General features: G+C 47.1%; 23 protein-coding genes and 1 other RNA gene. 3 read left to right on the top strand and 21 right to left on the bottom strand.

Annotated elements, in window-relative coordinates:
• The 20 genes from NST83_RS01145 to NST83_RS01050 form a co-directional block, all read right to left on the bottom strand.
• Positions 1-318, bottom strand: a complete 318-nt coding sequence (locus NST83_RS01145) for a helix-turn-helix transcriptional regulator (RefSeq protein ID WP_342416260.1) — start codon at positions 316-318, stop codon at positions 1-3.
• 65 nt (positions 319-383) lie between these two features.
• A complete protein-coding gene (locus NST83_RS01140; protein ID WP_342416259.1) occupies positions 384-731 on the bottom strand; it encodes a type II toxin-antitoxin system RelE/ParE family toxin in 348 nt (115 codons plus the stop codon).
• Positions 732-1,071: 340 nt separating this feature from the next.
• Positions 1,072-1,704 carry an RNA polymerase subunit sigma-24 gene (locus tag NST83_RS01135; protein WP_342416258.1) on the bottom strand — a complete coding sequence of 211 codons (633 nt, stop codon included), beginning with the start codon at positions 1,702-1,704 and terminating at the stop codon, positions 1,072-1,074.
• Positions 1,697-1,921, bottom strand: coding sequence for a DUF3310 domain-containing protein (locus NST83_RS01130; protein ID WP_342416257.1), 225 nt, complete (start codon positions 1,919-1,921; stop codon positions 1,697-1,699). Before NST83_RS01130 ends, NST83_RS01135 begins: the two co-directional genes overlap by 8 nt.
• The gene (locus tag NST83_RS01125; protein WP_342416256.1) at positions 1,918-3,294 is read right to left on the bottom strand and encodes a DEAD/DEAH box helicase; all 1,377 of its coding nucleotides are present in this window, start codon (positions 3,292-3,294) and stop codon (positions 1,918-1,920) included. Before NST83_RS01125 ends, NST83_RS01130 begins: the two co-directional genes overlap by 4 nt.
• A complete protein-coding gene (locus NST83_RS01120; protein WP_342416255.1) occupies positions 3,284-3,571 on the bottom strand; it encodes a VRR-NUC domain-containing protein in 288 nt (95 codons plus the stop codon). Before NST83_RS01120 ends, NST83_RS01125 begins: the two co-directional genes overlap by 11 nt.
• Before the next feature lie 266 nt (positions 3,572-3,837).
• The gene (locus tag NST83_RS01115; protein WP_342416254.1) at positions 3,838-6,198 is read right to left on the bottom strand and encodes a virulence-associated E family protein; all 2,361 of its coding nucleotides are present in this window, start codon (positions 6,196-6,198) and stop codon (positions 3,838-3,840) included.
• 24 nt (positions 6,199-6,222) lie between these two features.
• The gene (locus tag NST83_RS01110; protein WP_342416253.1) at positions 6,223-6,579 is read right to left on the bottom strand and encodes a hypothetical protein; all 357 of its coding nucleotides are present in this window, start codon (positions 6,577-6,579) and stop codon (positions 6,223-6,225) included.
• Positions 6,576-7,214 carry a hypothetical protein gene (locus NST83_RS01105; RefSeq protein ID WP_342416252.1) on the bottom strand — a complete coding sequence of 213 codons (639 nt, stop codon included), beginning with the start codon at positions 7,212-7,214 and terminating at the stop codon, positions 6,576-6,578. Before NST83_RS01105 ends, NST83_RS01110 begins: the two co-directional genes overlap by 4 nt.
• Before the next feature lie 6 nt (positions 7,215-7,220).
• A complete protein-coding gene (locus tag NST83_RS01100; protein ID WP_342416251.1) occupies positions 7,221-7,601 on the bottom strand; it encodes a hypothetical protein in 381 nt (126 codons plus the stop codon).
• Between the two features lie 68 nt (positions 7,602-7,669).
• Positions 7,670-9,628, bottom strand: coding sequence for a DNA polymerase (locus NST83_RS01095; protein WP_342416250.1), 1,959 nt, complete (start codon positions 9,626-9,628; stop codon positions 7,670-7,672).
• Positions 9,625-9,951: a hypothetical protein gene (locus tag NST83_RS01090; RefSeq protein WP_342416249.1), complete on the bottom strand. Its 327-nt coding sequence runs from the start codon at positions 9,949-9,951 to the stop codon at positions 9,625-9,627. The genes NST83_RS01095 and NST83_RS01090 overlap by 4 nt, the downstream gene beginning before the upstream one ends.
• 69 nt (positions 9,952-10,020) lie before the next feature.
• The gene (locus tag NST83_RS01085; protein WP_342416248.1) at positions 10,021-10,620 is read right to left on the bottom strand and encodes a DUF2815 family protein; all 600 of its coding nucleotides are present in this window, start codon (positions 10,618-10,620) and stop codon (positions 10,021-10,023) included.
• Between the two features lie 97 nt (positions 10,621-10,717).
• A complete protein-coding gene (locus NST83_RS01080) occupies positions 10,718-11,917 on the bottom strand; it encodes a DUF2800 domain-containing protein (RefSeq protein WP_342416247.1) in 1,200 nt (399 codons plus the stop codon).
• The gene (locus NST83_RS01075) at positions 11,910-12,311 is read right to left on the bottom strand and encodes a hypothetical protein (protein ID WP_342416246.1); all 402 of its coding nucleotides are present in this window, start codon (positions 12,309-12,311) and stop codon (positions 11,910-11,912) included. Before NST83_RS01075 ends, NST83_RS01080 begins: the two co-directional genes overlap by 8 nt.
• Positions 12,312-12,333: 22 nt before the next feature.
• Positions 12,334-13,227, bottom strand: a complete 894-nt coding sequence (locus NST83_RS01070) for a hypothetical protein (RefSeq protein WP_342416245.1) — start codon at positions 13,225-13,227, stop codon at positions 12,334-12,336.
• Between the two features lie 66 nt (positions 13,228-13,293).
• Positions 13,294-13,479 carry a hypothetical protein gene (locus NST83_RS01065; RefSeq protein WP_342416244.1) on the bottom strand — a complete coding sequence of 62 codons (186 nt, stop codon included), beginning with the start codon at positions 13,477-13,479 and terminating at the stop codon, positions 13,294-13,296.
• A 28-nt stretch (positions 13,480-13,507) separates the two neighbouring features.
• Positions 13,508-13,642 carry a hypothetical protein gene (locus NST83_RS01060; protein ID WP_342416243.1) on the bottom strand — a complete coding sequence of 45 codons (135 nt, stop codon included), beginning with the start codon at positions 13,640-13,642 and terminating at the stop codon, positions 13,508-13,510.
• A 6-nt stretch (positions 13,643-13,648) separates the two neighbouring features.
• The gene (locus tag NST83_RS01055; protein ID WP_342416242.1) at positions 13,649-14,482 is read right to left on the bottom strand and encodes a hypothetical protein; all 834 of its coding nucleotides are present in this window, start codon (positions 14,480-14,482) and stop codon (positions 13,649-13,651) included.
• Between the two features lie 91 nt (positions 14,483-14,573).
• Positions 14,574-14,771 carry a helix-turn-helix transcriptional regulator gene (locus tag NST83_RS01050; protein ID WP_342416241.1) on the bottom strand — a complete coding sequence of 66 codons (198 nt, stop codon included), beginning with the start codon at positions 14,769-14,771 and terminating at the stop codon, positions 14,574-14,576.
• Between the two features lie 189 nt (positions 14,772-14,960).
• Between NST83_RS01050 and NST83_RS01045 the strand changes: the two genes are divergently transcribed.
• The 3 genes from NST83_RS01045 (at position 14,961) to NST83_RS01035 (ending at position 17,660) form a co-directional block, all read left to right on the top strand.
• Complete coding sequence (locus NST83_RS01045) at positions 14,961-15,563, top strand: helix-turn-helix transcriptional regulator (RefSeq protein WP_342416240.1); 603 nt, start codon at positions 14,961-14,963, stop codon at positions 15,561-15,563.
• 1 nt (position 15,564) lies between these two features.
• On the top strand, positions 15,565-16,035 hold the full coding sequence (locus tag NST83_RS01040; protein ID WP_342416239.1) for an ImmA/IrrE family metallo-endopeptidase: 471 nt from the start codon (positions 15,565-15,567) through the stop codon (positions 16,033-16,035).
• 80 nt (positions 16,036-16,115) lie between these two features.
• A complete protein-coding gene (locus tag NST83_RS01035; protein WP_342416238.1) occupies positions 16,116-17,660 on the top strand; it encodes a recombinase family protein in 1,545 nt (514 codons plus the stop codon).
• On the opposite strand, the gene ssrA is transcribed toward NST83_RS01035, so the two are convergent.
• Positions 17,621-17,985: a transfer-messenger RNA gene (gene ssrA, locus NST83_RS01030) on the bottom strand. The genes NST83_RS01035 and ssrA overlap by 40 nt on opposite strands.
• Positions 17,986-18,301: the final 316 nt, after the last annotated feature.

Below are 18,301 nucleotides of genomic sequence, written 5' to 3'. Positions count from 1 at the left end.
TCACGCATAAACCAGTTTGGAGGCTGCTTGTTCATCAGCGGATTCTTTAAAACCAACCGTGAGACCAAGTGCCATGCCAACTTTGATCACTGTTTCAATGGATGGTACAGAAGTCGATGTTTCCAATCGCGCAATTTGCGCCTGCGTAACGCCCGCTCTCTCAGCTACTTCGCGTTGAGTGAGACCAAGCTCTTTACGTCTTTTAACGATCGCATTCACCATACGTGCCATCTCAGAAATTACTTTCTTTTCATGATCTGTTTTGTAGGTCAATTTACTCTTAAGGTCGGACCAAGTTTTAAATTTATTATCTTCCATTTATGTTTTCACCTCCACTAAGCCGGAATTTTGGAGGCTGTATTCCAGCCTCCCTACCATTCTCGTTACTCCTTGTAAAGATTAAGCCAATCCTTCATTCTTGATTCGGCACGTTCAATCTCGTGAACTGGGGTTTGCTGGGTACTCTTCCTGAACATCGTCAGTAGTACCAGTTTACCCTGCCAACGAAAGTAAAGGATTCTGTACCTTCCGGGACGCAGTTCATAAAGACGCCCCCTTAATTGCCGTGAATGTGGCATTCCGTCTTCGTATCGTTCCAAGGTGTAAAGGATATCGTCCAACTCACGAGTAGCCTGTTTATTACCTTTTTCGGCTTTCTCGCTCAGTTGTAAAATAGCCTCTTCCACCTCAGACTTTCCTTTTGGTGTTGCGTAATTGATGATTTCTGCCATAAATCGATTATTCCTTCTCTCTGTTTGATATCGGACGCCTGATATCGTCCTCGATATAAATATATCATACTCGATATCAAACAGCAACCCATAAATTCATCTAACCCATTATTAAGACACACAGCGGAATCGAACCGCCTATTTACCTGTTGTGTCATAAACGCAAAAAAGCAACGGTTTCCCGTCGCCCTTTTACTGGTTCGATTTTATGAAAGGTGCTGTTCGTACACCGCTACAGCATAGACAGACACCCTCTTACAACTTTGGCACAATACCATTTTAGCACGGTCAAAACGGGGTTGTCGTCTCGATTTACTATCAATATTTTATCGCTTTTTTATCACAATTTTATCGGTAGTACGCCGTCAATAAGCCCGGCATATTCCCTGATCGCCAGTCTACGCCATTTGTACAGGGTTGGTAAAGAAATCCCCATCTCGTCCGCAATGTCTCCCGGCTCTTTGAATTCTACGTATTGCAGATACAAAATGCGTCCATACTTCTGATTGTATCCGGTCAAGGTGTCCAGCGTAAGTAGAAAATACTTCTTCTGGCTCTCCAGATCCTGCAACTGGCTAATGCGGTCTAAAATATCCTCAAATCCGTACCCGTCAACTTCCCCACCGCGCGCTTTAATGACTTTCTGAATCTTCTGCTCCAGCTCTCGCAGTAGCTTATCATCATCCGGGTCAGCCCCAACACACTGTCTGACCTCTGCCAGTTGCGCCCGTGTTCCTGTCGGGTATCTAGTCAGATAGGCGTGTGCGGTTTGCTCCAGCTCCAGTTCATGGCGGTTCAGGTACATGTAAGTCTTTATACCCCGTAATTTCTTATGCAGCTCCTGCAACCGATCATCACCGGCAAGGGTACTCAGCAAAAGTCCTCCTGTGATGGAATACGTCTCCAAAACCTTAATACGTGCAAGCAGACGTTTATATTCTTGAAGCTGGTTGACTGTCAATTGTTCACTCATTCTGCTCACCATCCTGAATCATGCGGTCCAGATACCACCGTGCTTTTTGCAAATCCTCTTTGCCGCCTTTGTGCTTGTAGCGGCTGCAATACTTGATGACGTTCCCCACACAATAGTCCCGGAAACCTTCCACACCTAGCTTGGCTTGTATAAAATCTATCGTTTCAATTCCGCCAGTTGTATAGTGGTCCGGGGAATTTACCATATCTTTTTTCATGAACCCTTCACCCTCTCAATTCTTGCTTTCACAGCATCCATTAACGCGTCCTGACCGGAAGCCTTACGCTCCAATGCTGCTACTGCATCCTCGTCTATTGTGCCTGCTGCTACCAGACGCATAACCACGATACGGCGGGTTTGCCCTTGACGGTGAACACGGGCATTGGCCTGCTGATCCTCTTCCAGACTCCAAATTTGGTCAAACCATACAACGGTTTGGCAGCTTGAGTCCTGCAAGTTCAGGCCGTGTCCGGCAGACTTTGGATGCAGCAGCAGAAGCGGTATCTCGTCATTGTTCCAAGCGCGAATATCCTCGGTACCGTCTTTGCCTTTCCGCAAAATTCGGCCTTGTGGGAACCGTTGCTGAATCCGGGCCAGTGAATGTTTAAAGTTATAAAACACCATGACAGGCTTACCATTCGCCGCCTCAATGATATCTTCCAAGGCATCCAGCTTGGCATCATGAATCAGCTTCACACCCTTGTCCTCGTCATAAACTGCGCCGGAAGCCATTTGCAGCAGCTTATTACTCAACACGGCTGCGGTACTGGCAACTACATCCGCATCGCGGAAAGGGATTAATAAGTCTTCTTCCAATTTTTCATACAGCTCTTGCGCTTTAGGGGACAGCCTGATATCAACGATTCTGTCAATTCGTTCAGGCAGCTCCAACCAGTCTTCGGCCTTCATACTCACGGCTATATCTGATATGGCTTCATAAATCCGCTCCTGCGCCTCTTTCTTCTCATGCCATTTATAAACAACGTGGCCGTCACGCTCACCAGGGACAAAGTAACGATCACGGAAGCTAGTCACGGTTTTACCAAGCCGGTCACCCTGATCCAGCAGGTAAACAGGTGCCCATAAATCCATCAAGCCATTTGGGGCTGGTGTTCCGGTCAGGCCGATCAGCCGTTTCACCATAGGTCGAATCCGACGAAGAGCTCGAAACCGTTTGGATTGATGGTTCTTGAAGCTGGATAGTTCGTCTATTACAACAGTGTCAAACGGCCACTTGGTCCCGTACTCACTCACCAACCATTCCACATTCTCCCGATTAATCACATACAGATCGGCATCTGCCTTCAATGCCTTTCGCCGGACAGCGGCACTGCCCAACACTTTAGAAATACGCAAATGCTTTAGATGATCCCACTTCTCAACCTCTCGTGCCCAAGTGTCTTCCGCTACTCGCAACGGCGCAATCACCAGGACACGGCCAGCTTCGAAGTATTCGTTCAACAGTAGATCAATTGCGGTCAACGTAGATACCGTTTTACCTAAACCCATTTCGAGTAGCAAGGCGATATAAGGCGTATCCAAAATACGCTCTGTGGCATAATCCTGATATTGATGTGCTTTATATCTCAACGCTGCTCACCTCTTTGATGAATTGATCTATGGCGGCGGCTGAATCAATTTTATAAACTCGGTGGCCTAGCTTGGTCAGCTTCTTGGCCCAATGGACTTGAAGTGGCTGCAATGGTTTACCTGAAGCTTTCATCTCAACGTACACCGTCAGGCCATTAGGAAGGATAACCAACCTATCAGGTACACCACGATTACCAGGGCTTGTCCATTTCGGTGCCATACCACCAATCCGCTTGACGGCATCCACCAACTTTCGTTCCAGTGTAGATTCTCTCATGCGTCCTCCTTTTTGAAGGTTGCCGGATTGCTTCTCACACACGCGTACAGCCTGTATGGGTGTTTAAGTAGTCCCTACGTATACTTAATTACTACTACTACTACTTATAGAGATTTTACGGCAACCTTGGCAACTTCATAGATAAAAGCCTTTGGGTTGTAGTAGTTTTCTTGTTGCCACAGGGTATGTTTTCCCGGCAACATCAGGGCAACTACGGAAACCGTAAAGGTTGCCATACATCTGTATGGCAACCCTCAGGCAACCTTTCAGTGCAACCTCTCAAATACACGTTGGACACCGTAGCCCGTCACCTTGGCTTTACCCTTTCTTTCTTCCCATCCTGGCATACTGCGCATGATACTCATAATCTCCTTAGCTTCCCATGAACGCAAAGACCCCTTTTTGTTACCTAGGCACTCCGTCCATATTTGAGACGCACACACCCGATCCCGAAAATCCTCGGTAGGCCGACCCATTTCATCTTCAATGGGCTGATCAAGCCATTCCTGAATAAGTCCGTCACGCGGATCAGATTCCATGTGTGATGCTTGCTGCTGCTCTGCCGCCACGCGTGCTTCCCGGTCCAGCTCCAAGGTTTCCCCCGCCTTGAACCAGCGGATAACCTCTGCCCATATCTGGCGTACCACATCATCGTCCATATCGTCCCAATGGCTCAGCGCGGCATTATCTGGGAAAATCTCCACAGGCCAAAAGCGCCGATTTCCTGTGGTGTCGCGAAGAAAATCCCGTGTATTGGTTGTCCCGAAGAACACGCATTTACGTGGAAATTCCGTAACTTGCCGATCGTAAGCCACACGGTACCTGTCTTCCGTTTTAGACAAGAAGGCTTTTACCTCATCCACTTCAGTCTTTTTAAGCGCCGACAGCTCCCCGATCTCGAAGATCCAACCTGACTGCAAATGCTCCCCGGCTTCCTTATTTTCAAACGTCCGCAAGCTGTCAGAAAACCACTCACGGCCAAGTTTCGCCAGCAAACTACTCTTACCTGCCCCCTGGGGCCCCACTAAAACAAGCATCTGATCAAACTTACAGCCAGGACGATAGAGCCGCATAACCGCAGCAAGTAGCATCTTCCGGGTAGCCTGCCGGGTATAATGCGTATCTGGGGCCCCCAAATAGTCCACGAAAATCCGTTCTGCACGCGGCACACCGTCCCACGGTATAGCTTCCAGATACGCTTTAATAGGATGGAACGTGTTCCGGTGAACAACCTCCGTAAAGGCGTTCTGGATGGTCTTGGCGGAATTAATACTGTGTGCTTTGGCAAACCAATGTTGCAGCCGTTTATCATCGGCCCCCAACCAGGGTTCATAGTCCCGGTTCTCCCGGTCCCTCTGCCGCCAAGGCAACGGCTTTTTAATAACCTCTGTATTGCCAAACGCATCAAAGGCGAGAATGCCACGCCAGATATCATGTGTTAGAATTAGCTCCACGTTCCCGGCCGTGGGTAGCAATGCGCCTGTCTTGTGATGAAGCTCCAGCTTCGTTTCCCACTCGTCGTCCTCCGGGTCTTCATCATCACTATCAGGTTCGAAGCCTTCGGCCATCTCTGCAAAATCAGCCATCCGCTCGGCGGTACTGAGCTTTTTTACCTCCGGCCGCGTCGCCGCCCACTGTTCCATAGCCAGATGGCTCGGTTTCTTAGCATCCGGCGTATGGTCTTTCACCCGCTCGTCAAGGTGCCCAAACTTATGCACCCGCAGCAGGTCAAACACATTATAAGTACGGCCATCAGCCACCGGATCGCTGTCTTGATGCGAATAGGCTAGATCCTGATCCGGGTAAACTTCCAGACCATTGGCGGATGTGCCGGGGATATAGGTATACCTGTTCTCCATCGTTCCAGGCGTATAGGTGTCAGACAGAAACGTGTCAATTCCCTCTTCAATGGAAAATGCCCGGCAGAACAGACCAATAACGCCGAACTTCTCCCGTGGGTCCTGCGCCCTCTTACCGAACAGTACAGGCCCACCCTTATCGTCCTTATGACGAGGCCAGGCCATAACGTCTTGCCAGTTGGTGTATTGAGCAAGTACCTGGTCTACGTCCAGCGGATCACCGTCAAACACTTCAATGACCGGATTCGCGTCCTTGGAGCAACTTGGCATATACATGAGACGATGCACATCGAAGGTCGTCCGATCAAAGTACGTCATGCCAATTTGCTCTGCCAGCTTCCGGCTGACTGCCGCGTACTCATCCGGGCTCATAGCCCGATCAACAGGGATGATCAAACGGTATTTAGGCTTGTGTGGACGGTGGCTGTGCGTGGAGTAGACGACATAAGCTGTCCCCCCAAGCACCAAGTCACAAGTGAAAATAAAATCATCGTCACCGTTATCAATATCCAAAGTAATTAAGCTGCGGGTGTCTACGTTCTCCTTTTTCCGGCGGCCGCCCCGTATCATACCGCCAACAAAAGCAGGACCATCTTTGGCTTTACCCTGAGAAGCGGCATTCATGCCGTCATACTGCGCCATCGTCTCCACCGTCCGTCGTACCTTTTGCAGCCGGGTAACGAACTCTTCCCAGGTTAAATACTCCGGCTTCCAATTCGTGTCTGCCCGATGCTTCCCGAAGCTTATATCCAGTTCTAGTTCAGTCAATTCAGCCAACACCTTTCAATCAAATCACACATTGACCCCTGTTACCTCAATGCCTAAAAACTCAAGGGCCGTTTTAATACCGGTTCGAAAGCCCTCCGAATGCATAGAAGTGATATACGAACGTGATATACCGGATTTCCCCGGCGACTGGTACACCTCCGCTAACCGTTCATGCGGCGTCTTCTCAACCTCAAAATCAAACACCAGCGCGCTAATAAGGTCCTCAGCGCTCATACCGTTAAGCGCTGCCCGGTCAAGTCGGGCCCAGCATGATCCGTTTGATAGCACATGAGCCCTGATAGCTTCGAATTGTTCCATGTTGAGGATGATTCCGTTAAGCGCTTCGGCTTGGGGTCTCGTAACGATCACTTTTTTACTCATGCCCCGGCACCTTCCTTTTTGATATCTTTGTTGAACAACGTTGTCGGTACAGACAACTGAACTACTGCCGGCAGATTGGATTGAACCTGCTTAGCCTCAGGAATATCTAGAGTGATACCTAGTTCGTCCAATGTCTCAGTCGCAGCCTTCGCGCTCTTGGCAGCCGTCACCACGGACAACAATTCCAGTTCAAGCTTGTCCAAAGCTACCCGCTGATCGTAATATTTAGTTGTAAGATCATCGGCAATAGCCTCGATCTCTTTGCTGATAGGATAATTCAGGAATTTACGTAGCTGATAGTCTGTTTTCCAGCTTGACCCGTTGGCTGCTGCGAAATCAAAGACACTGGACAAAGCATCTACAACCCTTGATTGGGTATTTCGTAAGGCAGATAATGCTCCGCCAAAACCGGAATATTCACTGTCGTTTACAGTGTAGAACTGCTTTGCAAGCTCATCACCAATATGATCGATAGAATCCACATGATCATCAATCACGGTGAATTTTATGTGCGGTGCATGTTGCTTGAAGAATCGTTGAGCCGTGAGCAGACCGGTAGGCCGTGATTCCTCCAGTGCCTCTTTTTGATTCGCAATACGGGATTTAATCACTTTTTTCAGATCATTTTTATTCATTTATAGTCAACCCTTTCGGCTCATTTGTTGTTTTCCAAAAATCTGTGCAGCCCAATCGCCTTCACGCTCACGCAATCGCTGAGCTCCCAGCCTGCCCATTTGCTCCCGCGTCCATAACGGCTCCGTTGCAGCCCGATCCATATCCCAACCACAGTTCTTAGCCCGGTTAAAGAATGTATGATAGGGAATGCCGTTTTGGTTAGCGAGTTGGATGTATTCCACGGGATACACCCGAAGATGATTAGTAGCGTGTTGCGACTGCTGCCGTCTTTCTTCCGCTGTCGGTAATGGCTTAGTGGCGGCTTTTTCCATTGACCAGCCCCGGTTCACACGAGACATGAAGGGATCGTAGCTGATACCATTTCTCTCAATCAAGAAAGAATACAAATATTATCCTTTTAATAGGAAAATTTTAATATCTCGATGATATAGAAAAAAAATAAAATTAAAGAGGCTTAATCTTTTCTATAATAAACAGTCTCATAGGCATCCGCTCGTAAGGGCAATCCAGGGGCCCAACTGATAGGCTGACCCATTATACCAACAATCTCAGCCATTGAATCCTGGTCTACTGGTTCGTCAATAACCACCTCATCATGCACATGCATAACTGTTTTGTATCCAGCATCGTCCAGTCGGATCATACTTTCAGCCAAACAGTCTCGACTTATCGCCTGGACGATGTTCTCCACTAACTTCGGCCCATATGTGTCGATCCGCTCCCAACGGCCCTTCGTCTGGTTAATACCTTCATAGGTCAATGCAGGCTTTCCAAATTTGCCTTCCTTGATCTTTGGGTTTACGTAAGCCAGACGGCGACCACTGGGAAGCCTGATGTAAAGAGAACCGCCATTACAGCTAAATTCCAAGCCGTGATGTAGAACCACTTTGCGCTGATCCGCAACAGCAGACATTGCAGCGTCGCCCACATTCCACCAGAATTTTGTAATCTTTCGATTAGCCGCACGCCAAGCATCAACGAGTGGTTTAAGTTCATCCGGCTCCAGCCCCATTTTGAGGGCACCCATTTGTTCCAAAGCACCGACACTACCGCCATACCCTAGCGCCAGCTCTGCGATTTTACCTTTCTGACGCAACGGATTCCCCTTACCAATCTCTTCAATCGGTACTTTGAACATCTGCGAAGCGGAAGCTTCATATATCTTGCCGTGACCACGGAACACGACCATTCGCCATAGCTCATCGGCAAGCCAAGCGATTACCCGAGCTTCGATGGCGCTAAAATCCGCAACAATGAATCGGTTACCTTCTGAGGCTATGAATGCCGTCCGGATCAACTGGGACAGGACATCTGGAACGCTAGGGTAAAGCATTTCAATAAATTCATAGTCTCCTGCCAGCAGCAGTCTCCGGGCAAGATCCAGATCAGGAAGCTCGTTCTTTGGAAGGTTTTGCACCTGCACCAGTCGTCCGGCCCATCGGCCTGTCCGGTTAGCCCCATAAAATTGGAGCAATCCGCGTACCCGTGAATCAGGACCGAAAGCCCGATCCATGGCCTCGTATTTCTTCACACTGGTTTTTGCCATTTCCCGGCGTAGGTTCAACATTTGAAGCGCCTCGGTTAACCCTTCCTCTTTGGCTTGCTTGAGTAGATCCGACATCGTTTCCTTAGTAAGAGTAGAAACAGTTAACCCTTGATCCCCAAGCCACCCTTTAATTTGGGTCAGGCTATTTGGATTCTCAAGACCTGTAAGCGCTGCGGCTTCCGTCAGCTTGCGTTCTTGGAACGCGGCATCACACGCAATCGCATGTTCCACCATTTGCGGGTCTACTTGAATACCTATGTCATTGATCCGCTGATCCAGCGCCCAAAGCTTCTGTTCAAATCTAGAAGGCGAATATTTAACCAGCTTGCGGCGAATTTCCCGTTCTACCACAACATCCTGAACACAGTAATCTTTAAATTCCTGCCACTTGTCAGGGTCATGCCAGGGCATATTACGGGTTCGCCCCCCATTAACCTTGGTTGGCTTACACGGCACACTGAAATATTTAATGAGCGCCTTGCCTTTACTATCCTTTTGCTCTCCCAGATCCAGTACCTTAGCAACCCCGTCCAACGTACCCGGTAGCCCTTGCGTGAGCGCCAAAACAGAGGTACACTGCCACTGATCCGCAGGCATGTCTTGGTTGAAATGCTTGCGCAAAGCCGTTCGTTCAAAGTTGGCATTATAGGCTGTTTTAAGTACGGTGGGGTCCCATAACGCTTCAAGTACAGATTCGGGAATGTCTTCATAATCCAGCAGATCAACAACGGTAACAGGCTCATCATTCAAGGCATAAGCAAAAAGCAACACTTCAAAGTCTGGAGCTTCAACGTAGGGGTACACCCCTGATTTCCGAATATCAACGCTGCTGTGCGTCTCAATGTCAATTTGCAGAACCTTTGTCATATGACCTTGCCGCCATGCTTATGTGGCCGGGATTCGTTGTAAGCCATCTTTTCAGCCAGAGCTGCTTCGAGGTCAATGCCTACATGACCACAGAAGTCGAAAATACGTAGCAGCGTGTCAGCTAGTTCAATTGGAATGCCGCAGGGTTTCGATCCTTCAAAGTAGATTTCTTTCAAGCCGTGTCCGTTCCGGTAGTCTTCCAGTGCTTCTGACAGCTCCGCATGGGACAAAGCAATTACATCACCAAAGCTGCGGGGTTCCTCGTACCAACCTTTATTCACTGCATTTTCATGTGTCTTTTTAACCAAATCCTGTATATTCATCGTGATTCCTCCCGATTTTTTGGTAAAGAAAAAGGGGGCACTAAAAATCCCCCTTACGCATCCTGTTACTTAGCTCAAAAAGTCGTCATCGTCGCTAATGTCCACAATGTCGTCAAAATCCTCGCCTGCGAAGTCGTCGTTAACACTGGAACGACCACCCAAGAAATCACCATCCTGGACCTTAACAATGTTATTCAACCCGGCTGCGACCCCCCGGTTTCCTTTCGCATCATACGGATAAAAGTTAAGGGACACCTTGGCAAAGCAGCCACTGTATACCTCAGTAGAGTCCGTAATTTCGGCAAATTTGGTTTTACCGTTCGCGTCCTTACCCGTTGGTTTAGCAATACCAGGTTTGTTATTAGAGGAAGCATTTAAGAAATAATGCCCTGCGTAAGCTTCATCATCCGGGCGTTCTTCGTCACCGTCCCGCAGCGGTTTTTTAAGGTTAGCCGGAATCTTACCGCCCCATTTGCTTTTACCAAGCTCAACAGCAGCGTCTACAGCCGCTTTAATCTTCCGCAGCGTGTCCTTGTCTGATTTAGGAATCAGAATAGCTGTGCCGTATTTATCAACGCCTTGATCATTGGCCTGTGGTACAAAAATGTTGCAGTACGAAAGGCGCACCTTTCCTGTAACTACTTTGGTTGTTTGGTTGTCGATTGCCATTTTTCCATTTCTCCTTTGAATTGAATTGTTATGATAGCCAGAAGACCAAGCACCGGAAGACATCCTATCAACGTGATAATCTGCTATATCTCCCATGTCAACCCTCCCCAAAATTTTCATTTGCGAAATCAGCGTCTACACTGTTAAGCCCTGGACGCTTATCCGTCTCCGGTACGAGCACAGGTTTACCAGCAGGCTTAATGATGAAGCCCCCGATCAAGGCCGTAAGCTCCTTCTTGCCAATCCGTTTTTCCAGATCGCCAATACCAAGCAGCTCCTGCGGCTTGAGGTACTTGTCCGCGTCTATTTCAGCCGCTATCATTGCGGCTTTGGCAGCTTCCTTGTCTGTGATAGCCCGATTACTACGCCCCTCAACCAACTTCCAAGCCGGAATAGCCTGACCGTTCTTCGCCTGATCAAAAGCATAGTCCTTCACATCTTTTGCCCAAGTGGAAAGCTGATCCGCAATGAACAGAATGGAACTGACTTCATCCAGGCTTAAAAGTGCCGGGTCCTTGAACTCGTGAGCCAAGGCGGCCATATTGGCATCGGCACGAGCACGACATTTCCCCTTGACTTTGCACCAGCGGCAATGATCCCCCGCTGTAAAATCACCCTCTCCGGCAAATGCCAGGGCAGCAGCAGGCCTGACCACAGTCTCGGCCCATTCAAGCAACTCATCCACCTGAATACTGTCTGTACTGACACTATCAAGGCGCGGCTGTACGATAGTCATATGAATCTCGTGAATGTCGTACAGGTAGCTGTAAGCGTCATAGGCACCAAGAGCATAAATCCGCATCTGTGGGTTACCAATAGCGCTCACCGGAACGCCCTTACCATATTTAAGGTCGATAATCTCCATCACACCGTCTGCAATCAGCACCACATCACCCGTACCGAAACCATCAGGCACCCAAGCGGTATAATCCAGCCGTTCTTCCAACAGCACCAGCGCATCAGCAGAACGGGCTTTTGCAGCCATAAAACGTTCTTCCACTACCTCTACATAATCGTCGGTGGCATTCTCCATTTCGGGATTGTAATACTCTGAGGCCTTAATTTTGGTAAGTTCTTTATCAAGCCGTTTACGTTCCTTGGAATCACAAGGTAAGATTCGGCGGCGCAGCTTAATTTCGGATAGCTCGTGGGCTGCTGTACCTTCATCGGCATATGCGCTGCGCTTGTCCGGCACACTCTCTTGAAGCCTTGCACTTGGAGGACAATTGATCCACTGACTAGCCTTGGACGCGCCCAGTAAAGCATGGGCACGTTCGGCATGCGGTTGGCTACTCATTAGCCAAAGCCTTCAAGGCTGCGAGAAATCCGACTTTTTGATCATCAGGAACAGCGGAAAGATTACGGGCTTCGTACTGATCCAGCAGCGCCTTGATCTTGGCTTTAGCTTCTGGTGTTGAGCCAACACCTGCAGCAGCTTCCCGCAGCTCAAGCACACTAGGAATATCAATTTTTTTACCGTCTTCCTGAACCTCATTACTGACTTTATCCGGGTTTGGATCTTCCTTCGGTTCAGGTTTTGGCGCTGTGGTGCGATTGCGCTTAGGCTTATCCTCTTGCGGGGTAGGCTGAACAGTTGGAGCCTGGACACCTGTAAAAGCGGCAGATAAAATGGCGAATTCTTCTATAGCTTGGTTGGCATCTTCGCCAGTGATATTAATTTGAACGGGCATGTATGAGTCCTCCTAAGGATTATTAATTTGAATAATTACTTTCAATATTAGGCCAATCATGGGCAACAGCTCTTAAAGTACGCTTTGCCTCTTCTTCTCTGACCTTGGCCTCTTGTAGCAGTTCCAAGTCACAATACTTGTTAACAGACTCGCGAATTAACGATTCAATGATATCGGGCCGTAAAGCGTCAAGTTCCCAGCATTCATGCCCAAAATTAGCGATGTATCCCGGTGCCCGGCTATCCGTTAATTTAGTAGGGTTAGGTGGCGGGTTAAACGCTTCAATCTGATCGAAGTTGAGGGCGATTCGTTCAAATTCAACCATCACACCGAAAAGCTCTAACCGATCGCAGATATCCCGGCTCATGTCCTTCCCGCTTGGGTCATGGTCACCTAAATGGATAATATGGATATCTTTTTGTCCCGCCACATCTTCAAGTCGCTGAGCTGCAGCCCACATTTCCGACTGACTCACATACCCCCGACAAGAGAAGTACGGAACATCCAGTTCCTCGCACACCTGACCGACGATACCTACTAAGGCATCTTTTTCTACCCACACCTCTACATAATTCTCCTGATCTTCCCACTTGTCATAGGCAAAAGAGTAAGCAGCAGAGTGGATAATAGAGCCTGGAGTGGACCAGTGGCTATTTTTCCGCAGATTCCGCGTGCGGTCCTCAATAGCAGACCAGTCAATAAGGCCAGCCATACGACCATCTGAAATAAGGTTTCCAAGATTCTTATACGAACGCTCATTATTTGGAATCACATCACGCGCGACGAGCTGATAATAAACTTGACGTAAGGTAAGGGAATAGCCCATTGATGAATATTCATCTATAATCCCGTTTACCTTCTCAATCAGCCGAAGGCTTTCTGAACGAAACCGAATTTCCCGGTAACAGATTTTCACTTGTTTCCTTCTTTCCGACCCCGTGTTATAATGGGGCCAATCGTATTAGTTTTTTTTGTGCCGAACCTAACAGGCTCCTAACCCTGTTGGGTTCTTTTCGTATACCGATCGATAAAGAAGACCACGGTACTTTTTGTATTGCTTGCGGTAATGCTTGATAAGACCGAACCGTCTTTTGCGACGTGCCCGCGCTTCACAGTCCAAGTAAAAGGCGCACACGCTGGCATAGTGCCGGGATGTTTGTAGTGGCAAGTTATTCACCTCCTTTCACATGAATGCATTATCCATTGTTTAGGTCGGCTTCTTGTTCGCGCCGAAGCAACTCTTTTAGAACAATCTGGGACCATAGATCAATAAGCCTTTGTGGGTCAGGATGCGGGATAGTTCGAACCGTTGCATTGATTTTGGCTTTCATGCGGGTTCACTCCCCCTTTCTATAAGCTTGGATAAGGGCTTGACGTCCAGACTCGAAATATCGGAATGAAGTAACCTGTTTAGAGCTGTATGGCGACTTGTCCATCACTTCAATTCCGTATTCCGGCGTTTTTAATCCCAGATTGTTCGCCAGTTTACCGATGACACTCTTATTTGTGCCAAGTTCCTCAGCAATTTCAGTGGCAGTATATGTTTTCTGTACGTTCGGCAATGGTGCGGAATAAGTGCCGGTCAGAGTGTTGGTCGCTACAGAAATGAGACTTTCCTTTGCCACAGGCGACAAATCAGAACTGAATTTCTCAAGCATCTGCAATACGACCGTTGCCTGTTTCGTAGTGGCGTTTTTGAGCATGGCATCGGCTCGCTTCATCTTGATATCAAGTTCAAGCTGATTAGTTGCCTTCTGGATGAGCTGAGGCTGTTCAACACGTGCCACTTCTTCAACATTAAGGAGCAGGTCGCGAACCGCACGAGCTACCTGACTGTCTCGCAGCAGCATACCGATCCTCAAGATAGCTCGACGGGGGATAATAGTTAAAGAAGAGGCTCTACTGCTTATTTGACACTCCGCCTTAAAGGCGGAGAGTCGTTCGCCCTTTATAACTTCCAACCCATCAGACATTAATTCTTCCTTGTTGTCGCGGATCACAGATTCAATCGCATCGATATGAACCTCGTAATAATTTGCAGACATTTCTACCGTTACGTTCAGATTATCCGGCAGCAACGTTAGCTTCTTCACCTTTTCCAAAACATTTAGATGCTTCATGTACGACTCACGGAGCGTCTTACTTTCGATTAATGCATCATTTTTAATCATTTCACTACCTCACTTTCTAATTTGAAATAATCGTATCCGAGCTTTACTACACCTGCGCTATGGATTTACTACGGATTTAATGCACAGTTGTTTATCTAACCAATTCATCCACAGTGCACCCAAGAGCATTAGCGATTTTTAGCAGCTTGTCCGCCGTTGGACCGGATTCCTTTTCACCAAGGCTGTAGATTACTGACATGGCAACTCCACTTTCTTTGCTAAGACGGTAACGAGTCCAACCCCTGCGCTCAAGGAGCCTGTCCACATTTTGCTTTATTGCTGTTCCCATGAATACTTTCACCTCCCGATGGCAATACTACCGTATACGGTATGTTTTTGCTAATTCTATAATTTACCGAATTAGGTAATAAAATGATATTTCTCTTCCAATATCTCTCTTATGCTTGACTTACTACCGAATTTCGTAATATCATTACCATATACGGTAATAATCTGAATAGTAATAGGAGGAATTAAAGTGGGATTACGTGAAACTGAAATTGCCGAAACACTAGACAGATTGATGAAAAAGAAAGGGCTGACTCGGTATAAGCTTGCAAAATTGACTGGGGTTCCGTACACAACGCTAATTAAAATTATGGATGGCACAACTAAGAATCCCCAAATTGATACTTTGAGTACACTGGCAGACTTCCTAGGCGTTACTGTCGATTACCTTTCAGGAGACTCAATAGGAGCCATCATTGAGTTTGAATTAATAATGGAGGGTATGACTGTAGATGAACTAGCTGAGAAGGCAGGAGTTAATAAAAGCTTTATACTCAATGTCGACAAGGTCACTCCAGATGCTGGTGATTACGTCACGATTGAGAAAATTGCCAGAGCTCTTAAACTCACACCATCTAAGTTGAGATCGGCTCTAGCCCGGCAGGAACCCCCGGCCTATGATGGACCATCGCTAACTCCAGAAGAAGCCTTTAAGGAATTACAGAAGGACTTTGAAGATGAAGACTTCGACACCGTAGCGGCCCATCACGAAGGAGAGGATTGGTCTGAGGAAGAACTAGCTGAAATAGAACGATTCAAAGAATTTGTTAGGTCAAAACGAAAGGGCAGATGATATGGCAACATACGAAAACCTTCTAGATGAAGCTCAAAAACACAACATAGAAGTCTACGAAATGCCAATGTTGCCCAGAAATAAGGGGTTGTACGCAGATGGAATTGTGTGGGTAAATAAATACACCTTAACTACAGTAGATAAAGCCTGTACTCTTGCTGAAGAGATAGGACACTACCACACCAGTACCGGAGATATCCTTGACCAGCAAGACATACGTAATCGCAAACAGGAGCTACGCGCCAGGCAGTGGGCCTACCATTGTATGATACCCTTGAACCGTATCGTGGAGGCCCACCATGCTCGTATATCTGGCAGGTATGACCTGGCCGAATACTTAGGAGTCACTGAAGAGTTTTTACAGGCAGCCATTGATCGGTATACTGAGAAGTACGGCATATCCGTAAAAGCTGATGATCACCATGTTATTCTTTTTGATCCTCTTGGCGTCATAAAGGTGTTCCCAACTTAGAAATACCTTTGCGCTTTCCAGCCGCAAGGTCGTTTACATATACCTTTATACAGAACATATGTTTGGAGTGAGCCTGAATAATGGATACATCTAGCAAGCTAATTCGTGCCGTCGCCTACCCGCGATACAGTTCGGACAACCAACGTGAAGAATCTATAACTGCCCAAATGCGAGCAATTGAAGAATACTGCCGACAGAAAGGTTATGTATTAGTAAACTCGTACCCCGACGAAGAAAAGTCAGCCACTACAGATAAACGCCCAAATTTCCAAAGAATGATTAAGGATTCAGCCAAGCATCTTTTTGATGTGGTTATCGTACATAAGCTGGACCGTTTTGCCCGCAACCGATATGACAGCGCCCACTATAAGAGGATATTAAAGCGGAATGGTGTACGGGTAGAATCTGTCCTTGAGCATCTAGACAACTCACCTGAATCCATTGTCCTAGAGTCTGTCCTTGAAGGAATGGCCGAATACTACTCATTGAATCTTGCCCGTGAAGTTCGTAAAGGAATGCGTGAAAATGCAGAGGAAGGAAAACACACTGGGGGGCTACCACCCTACGGCTTGAGAGTACATCCTGAAACACGTAAACTGGAGATTGATCCGGCTCGTTACAAGGCTGTACAGATTTATTTTGATTCCATTGAGAATGATGTACCCAACGAACAGATAGCTGTAATACTTAACGATAAGGGGTATAGAACACTTGCTGGTCGCAAGTTTACTAAAAGCAGCTTCGCTACCTGGGCCTCAAACATTAAGTATAAAGGCGACTATGCATTCGATGTATCAGCTCCCAAAGATGAAGATGGGAAGCGTAACACGAATAATAAGAAACCTTTGGAGCAACAGATCATCATCCCAGGAGCCCTACCTGCAATTATTCAACCCGATCAATGGGACCGTGTAAACCAGAAGAAAAATGCACGAAAACGTAAACCAGGAAGGATGAAAGCTAAGGTGAACTACTTACTGACAGGTAAAATTTATTGCGGAAACTGCGGTGCTTTATATGCGGGGAATTCATACACGAATTCTAAGAGCAGTGAAAAGACAGTTCTTAGCTATTACAAGTGCCAAGGGAAATGTGGAAATACAAATGTTCGCAAAGACGACATTGAGCATCTTGCTATCAAAAATCTATTAGGAGAATGTTTTTCCGTTGATGGGATGGCCGAAATTGTTCAAAGCGTTCAGAAACTGTACCAGAAAGAAAGACACCAAACTGAAAATGACATTGAGCCTATAAAGCAAGAATTAAAAGAATTGGATATGAAAATATCGAACTGGATGGAAGCTTTGGGGGCAGGTGTAAAAAGCGTTATCGACAGCATTAAACAGGCTGAACAACGGAAAGAGGCTCTTGAGTATGAATTGCAAAAAGCTGAGATTATGAAACAAACATCTGTGCTGGATGAATCTTTAATACTTAAAATTCTGGAAAGCAAAAAGGACTCACTCCTTTCCGACGATGAAGACGAAAAGAAGCAGGTCCTTCAAGAATACGTTGACCGTGTAGTAATCCAGCCATCAAAGGATATTAACCAATTTGACGCTGATATCACGTACAGGGTTTTTAGCAATGGAGGCGAGGGGAGTCGAACCCCTGTCCGAAGATAACGACACATAAGCTTCTACGGGTGTAGTGACAGTTTTGATGTCACCCTAGGAACTCCCCGTCACCGGATTCCCTTCGGGTCAGCCTGATTATCTTCTTCAGCTCACCGCAGGCGGAGATGAGACAGCGTATTCCACTATTTGTTAGCCCCTATCCCAGTCACATGGACGATGCTGAGTAGAAGCACGCACACAGTTTCTTAGGCTGCGAAAGCGTAGTTGTTTTGTTGTTTGCCGTTTAATAGGCTTTAGCGTTGATGAAGCGGACGCGTCCCCACTACCCGCTACCCATGCTCGAACTATCCCCGTCGAATCCATAAACGCCCCCTTATTATAAAAGGGCTCCACGGATAAATCCGGAAATACCGGAGCATAAGCATGCATGTAACTATATCGGAAGCTGAATCCTGAGATTCAACAGTCGAAGCTCAGAAGTACAAAAACATTAAAACTTACTACTTCATTAGTATACCATATTACACATCATAACGGAACGGAATGAAGCTATTTAAGCTCCACAAAATAGCACCATTGCAGGAACAAGTAGCTTATTCACGTAATTTGTACCATACCTAATAATTCAAGTAACAATGGCAAACTCCAGCTCCAGCCTAATCATTACGATGGCTTCACTTCGTCTACCG

It is taken from the genome of Paenibacillus sp. FSL R10-2782 (assembly GCF_038592985.1).
In the GTDB taxonomy this organism is placed as follows: Bacteria; Bacillota; Bacilli; order Paenibacillales; family Paenibacillaceae; genus Paenibacillus; species Paenibacillus terrae_C.
Note: the sequence above shows the minus strand (reverse complement) of the source record. Positions and strands in the feature narration are given on the sequence as shown.

Excerpts from the sequence above, each read along its gene's own strand:
- NST83_RS01145 (WP_342416260.1), bottom strand. The coding sequence starts at position 318 with ATGGAAGATAATAAATTTAAAACTTGGTCCGACCTTAAGAGTAAATTG.
- NST83_RS01140 (WP_342416259.1), bottom strand. The coding sequence starts at position 731 with ATGGCAGAAATCATCAATTACGCAACACCAAAAGGAAAGTCTGAGGTG.
- NST83_RS01135 (WP_342416258.1), bottom strand. The coding sequence starts at position 1,704 with ATGAGTGAACAATTGACAGTCAACCAGCTTCAAGAATATAAACGTCTG.
- NST83_RS01130 (WP_342416257.1), bottom strand. The coding sequence starts at position 1,921 with ATGAAAAAAGATATGGTAAATTCCCCGGACCACTATACAACTGGCGGA.
- NST83_RS01120 (WP_342416255.1), bottom strand. The coding sequence starts at position 3,571 with ATGAGAGAATCTACACTGGAACGAAAGTTGGTGGATGCCGTCAAGCGG.
- NST83_RS01110 (WP_342416253.1), bottom strand. The coding sequence starts at position 6,579 with ATGAGTAAAAAAGTGATCGTTACGAGACCCCAAGCCGAAGCGCTTAAC.
- NST83_RS01105 (WP_342416252.1), bottom strand. The coding sequence starts at position 7,214 with ATGAATAAAAATGATCTGAAAAAAGTGATTAAATCCCGTATTGCGAAT.
- NST83_RS01095 (WP_342416250.1), bottom strand. The coding sequence starts at position 9,628 with ATGACAAAGGTTCTGCAAATTGACATTGAGACGCACAGCAGCGTTGAT.
- NST83_RS01090 (WP_342416249.1), bottom strand. The coding sequence starts at position 9,951 with ATGAATATACAGGATTTGGTTAAAAAGACACATGAAAATGCAGTGAAT.
- NST83_RS01085 (WP_342416248.1), bottom strand. The coding sequence starts at position 10,620 with ATGGCAATCGACAACCAAACAACCAAAGTAGTTACAGGAAAGGTGCGC.
- NST83_RS01080 (WP_342416247.1), bottom strand. The coding sequence starts at position 11,917 with ATGAGTAGCCAACCGCATGCCGAACGTGCCCATGCTTTACTGGGCGCG.
- NST83_RS01075 (WP_342416246.1), bottom strand. The coding sequence starts at position 12,311 with ATGCCCGTTCAAATTAATATCACTGGCGAAGATGCCAACCAAGCTATA.
- NST83_RS01060 (WP_342416243.1), bottom strand. The coding sequence starts at position 13,642 with ATGAAAGCCAAAATCAATGCAACGGTTCGAACTATCCCGCATCCTGAC.
- NST83_RS01055 (WP_342416242.1), bottom strand. The coding sequence starts at position 14,482 with ATGATTAAAAATGATGCATTAATCGAAAGTAAGACGCTCCGTGAGTCG.
- NST83_RS01050 (WP_342416241.1), bottom strand. The coding sequence starts at position 14,771 with ATGGGAACAGCAATAAAGCAAAATGTGGACAGGCTCCTTGAGCGCAGG.
- NST83_RS01040 (WP_342416239.1), top strand. The coding sequence starts at position 15,565 with ATGGCAACATACGAAAACCTTCTAGATGAAGCTCAAAAACACAACATA.
- NST83_RS01035 (WP_342416238.1), top strand. The coding sequence starts at position 16,116 with ATGGATACATCTAGCAAGCTAATTCGTGCCGTCGCCTACCCGCGATAC.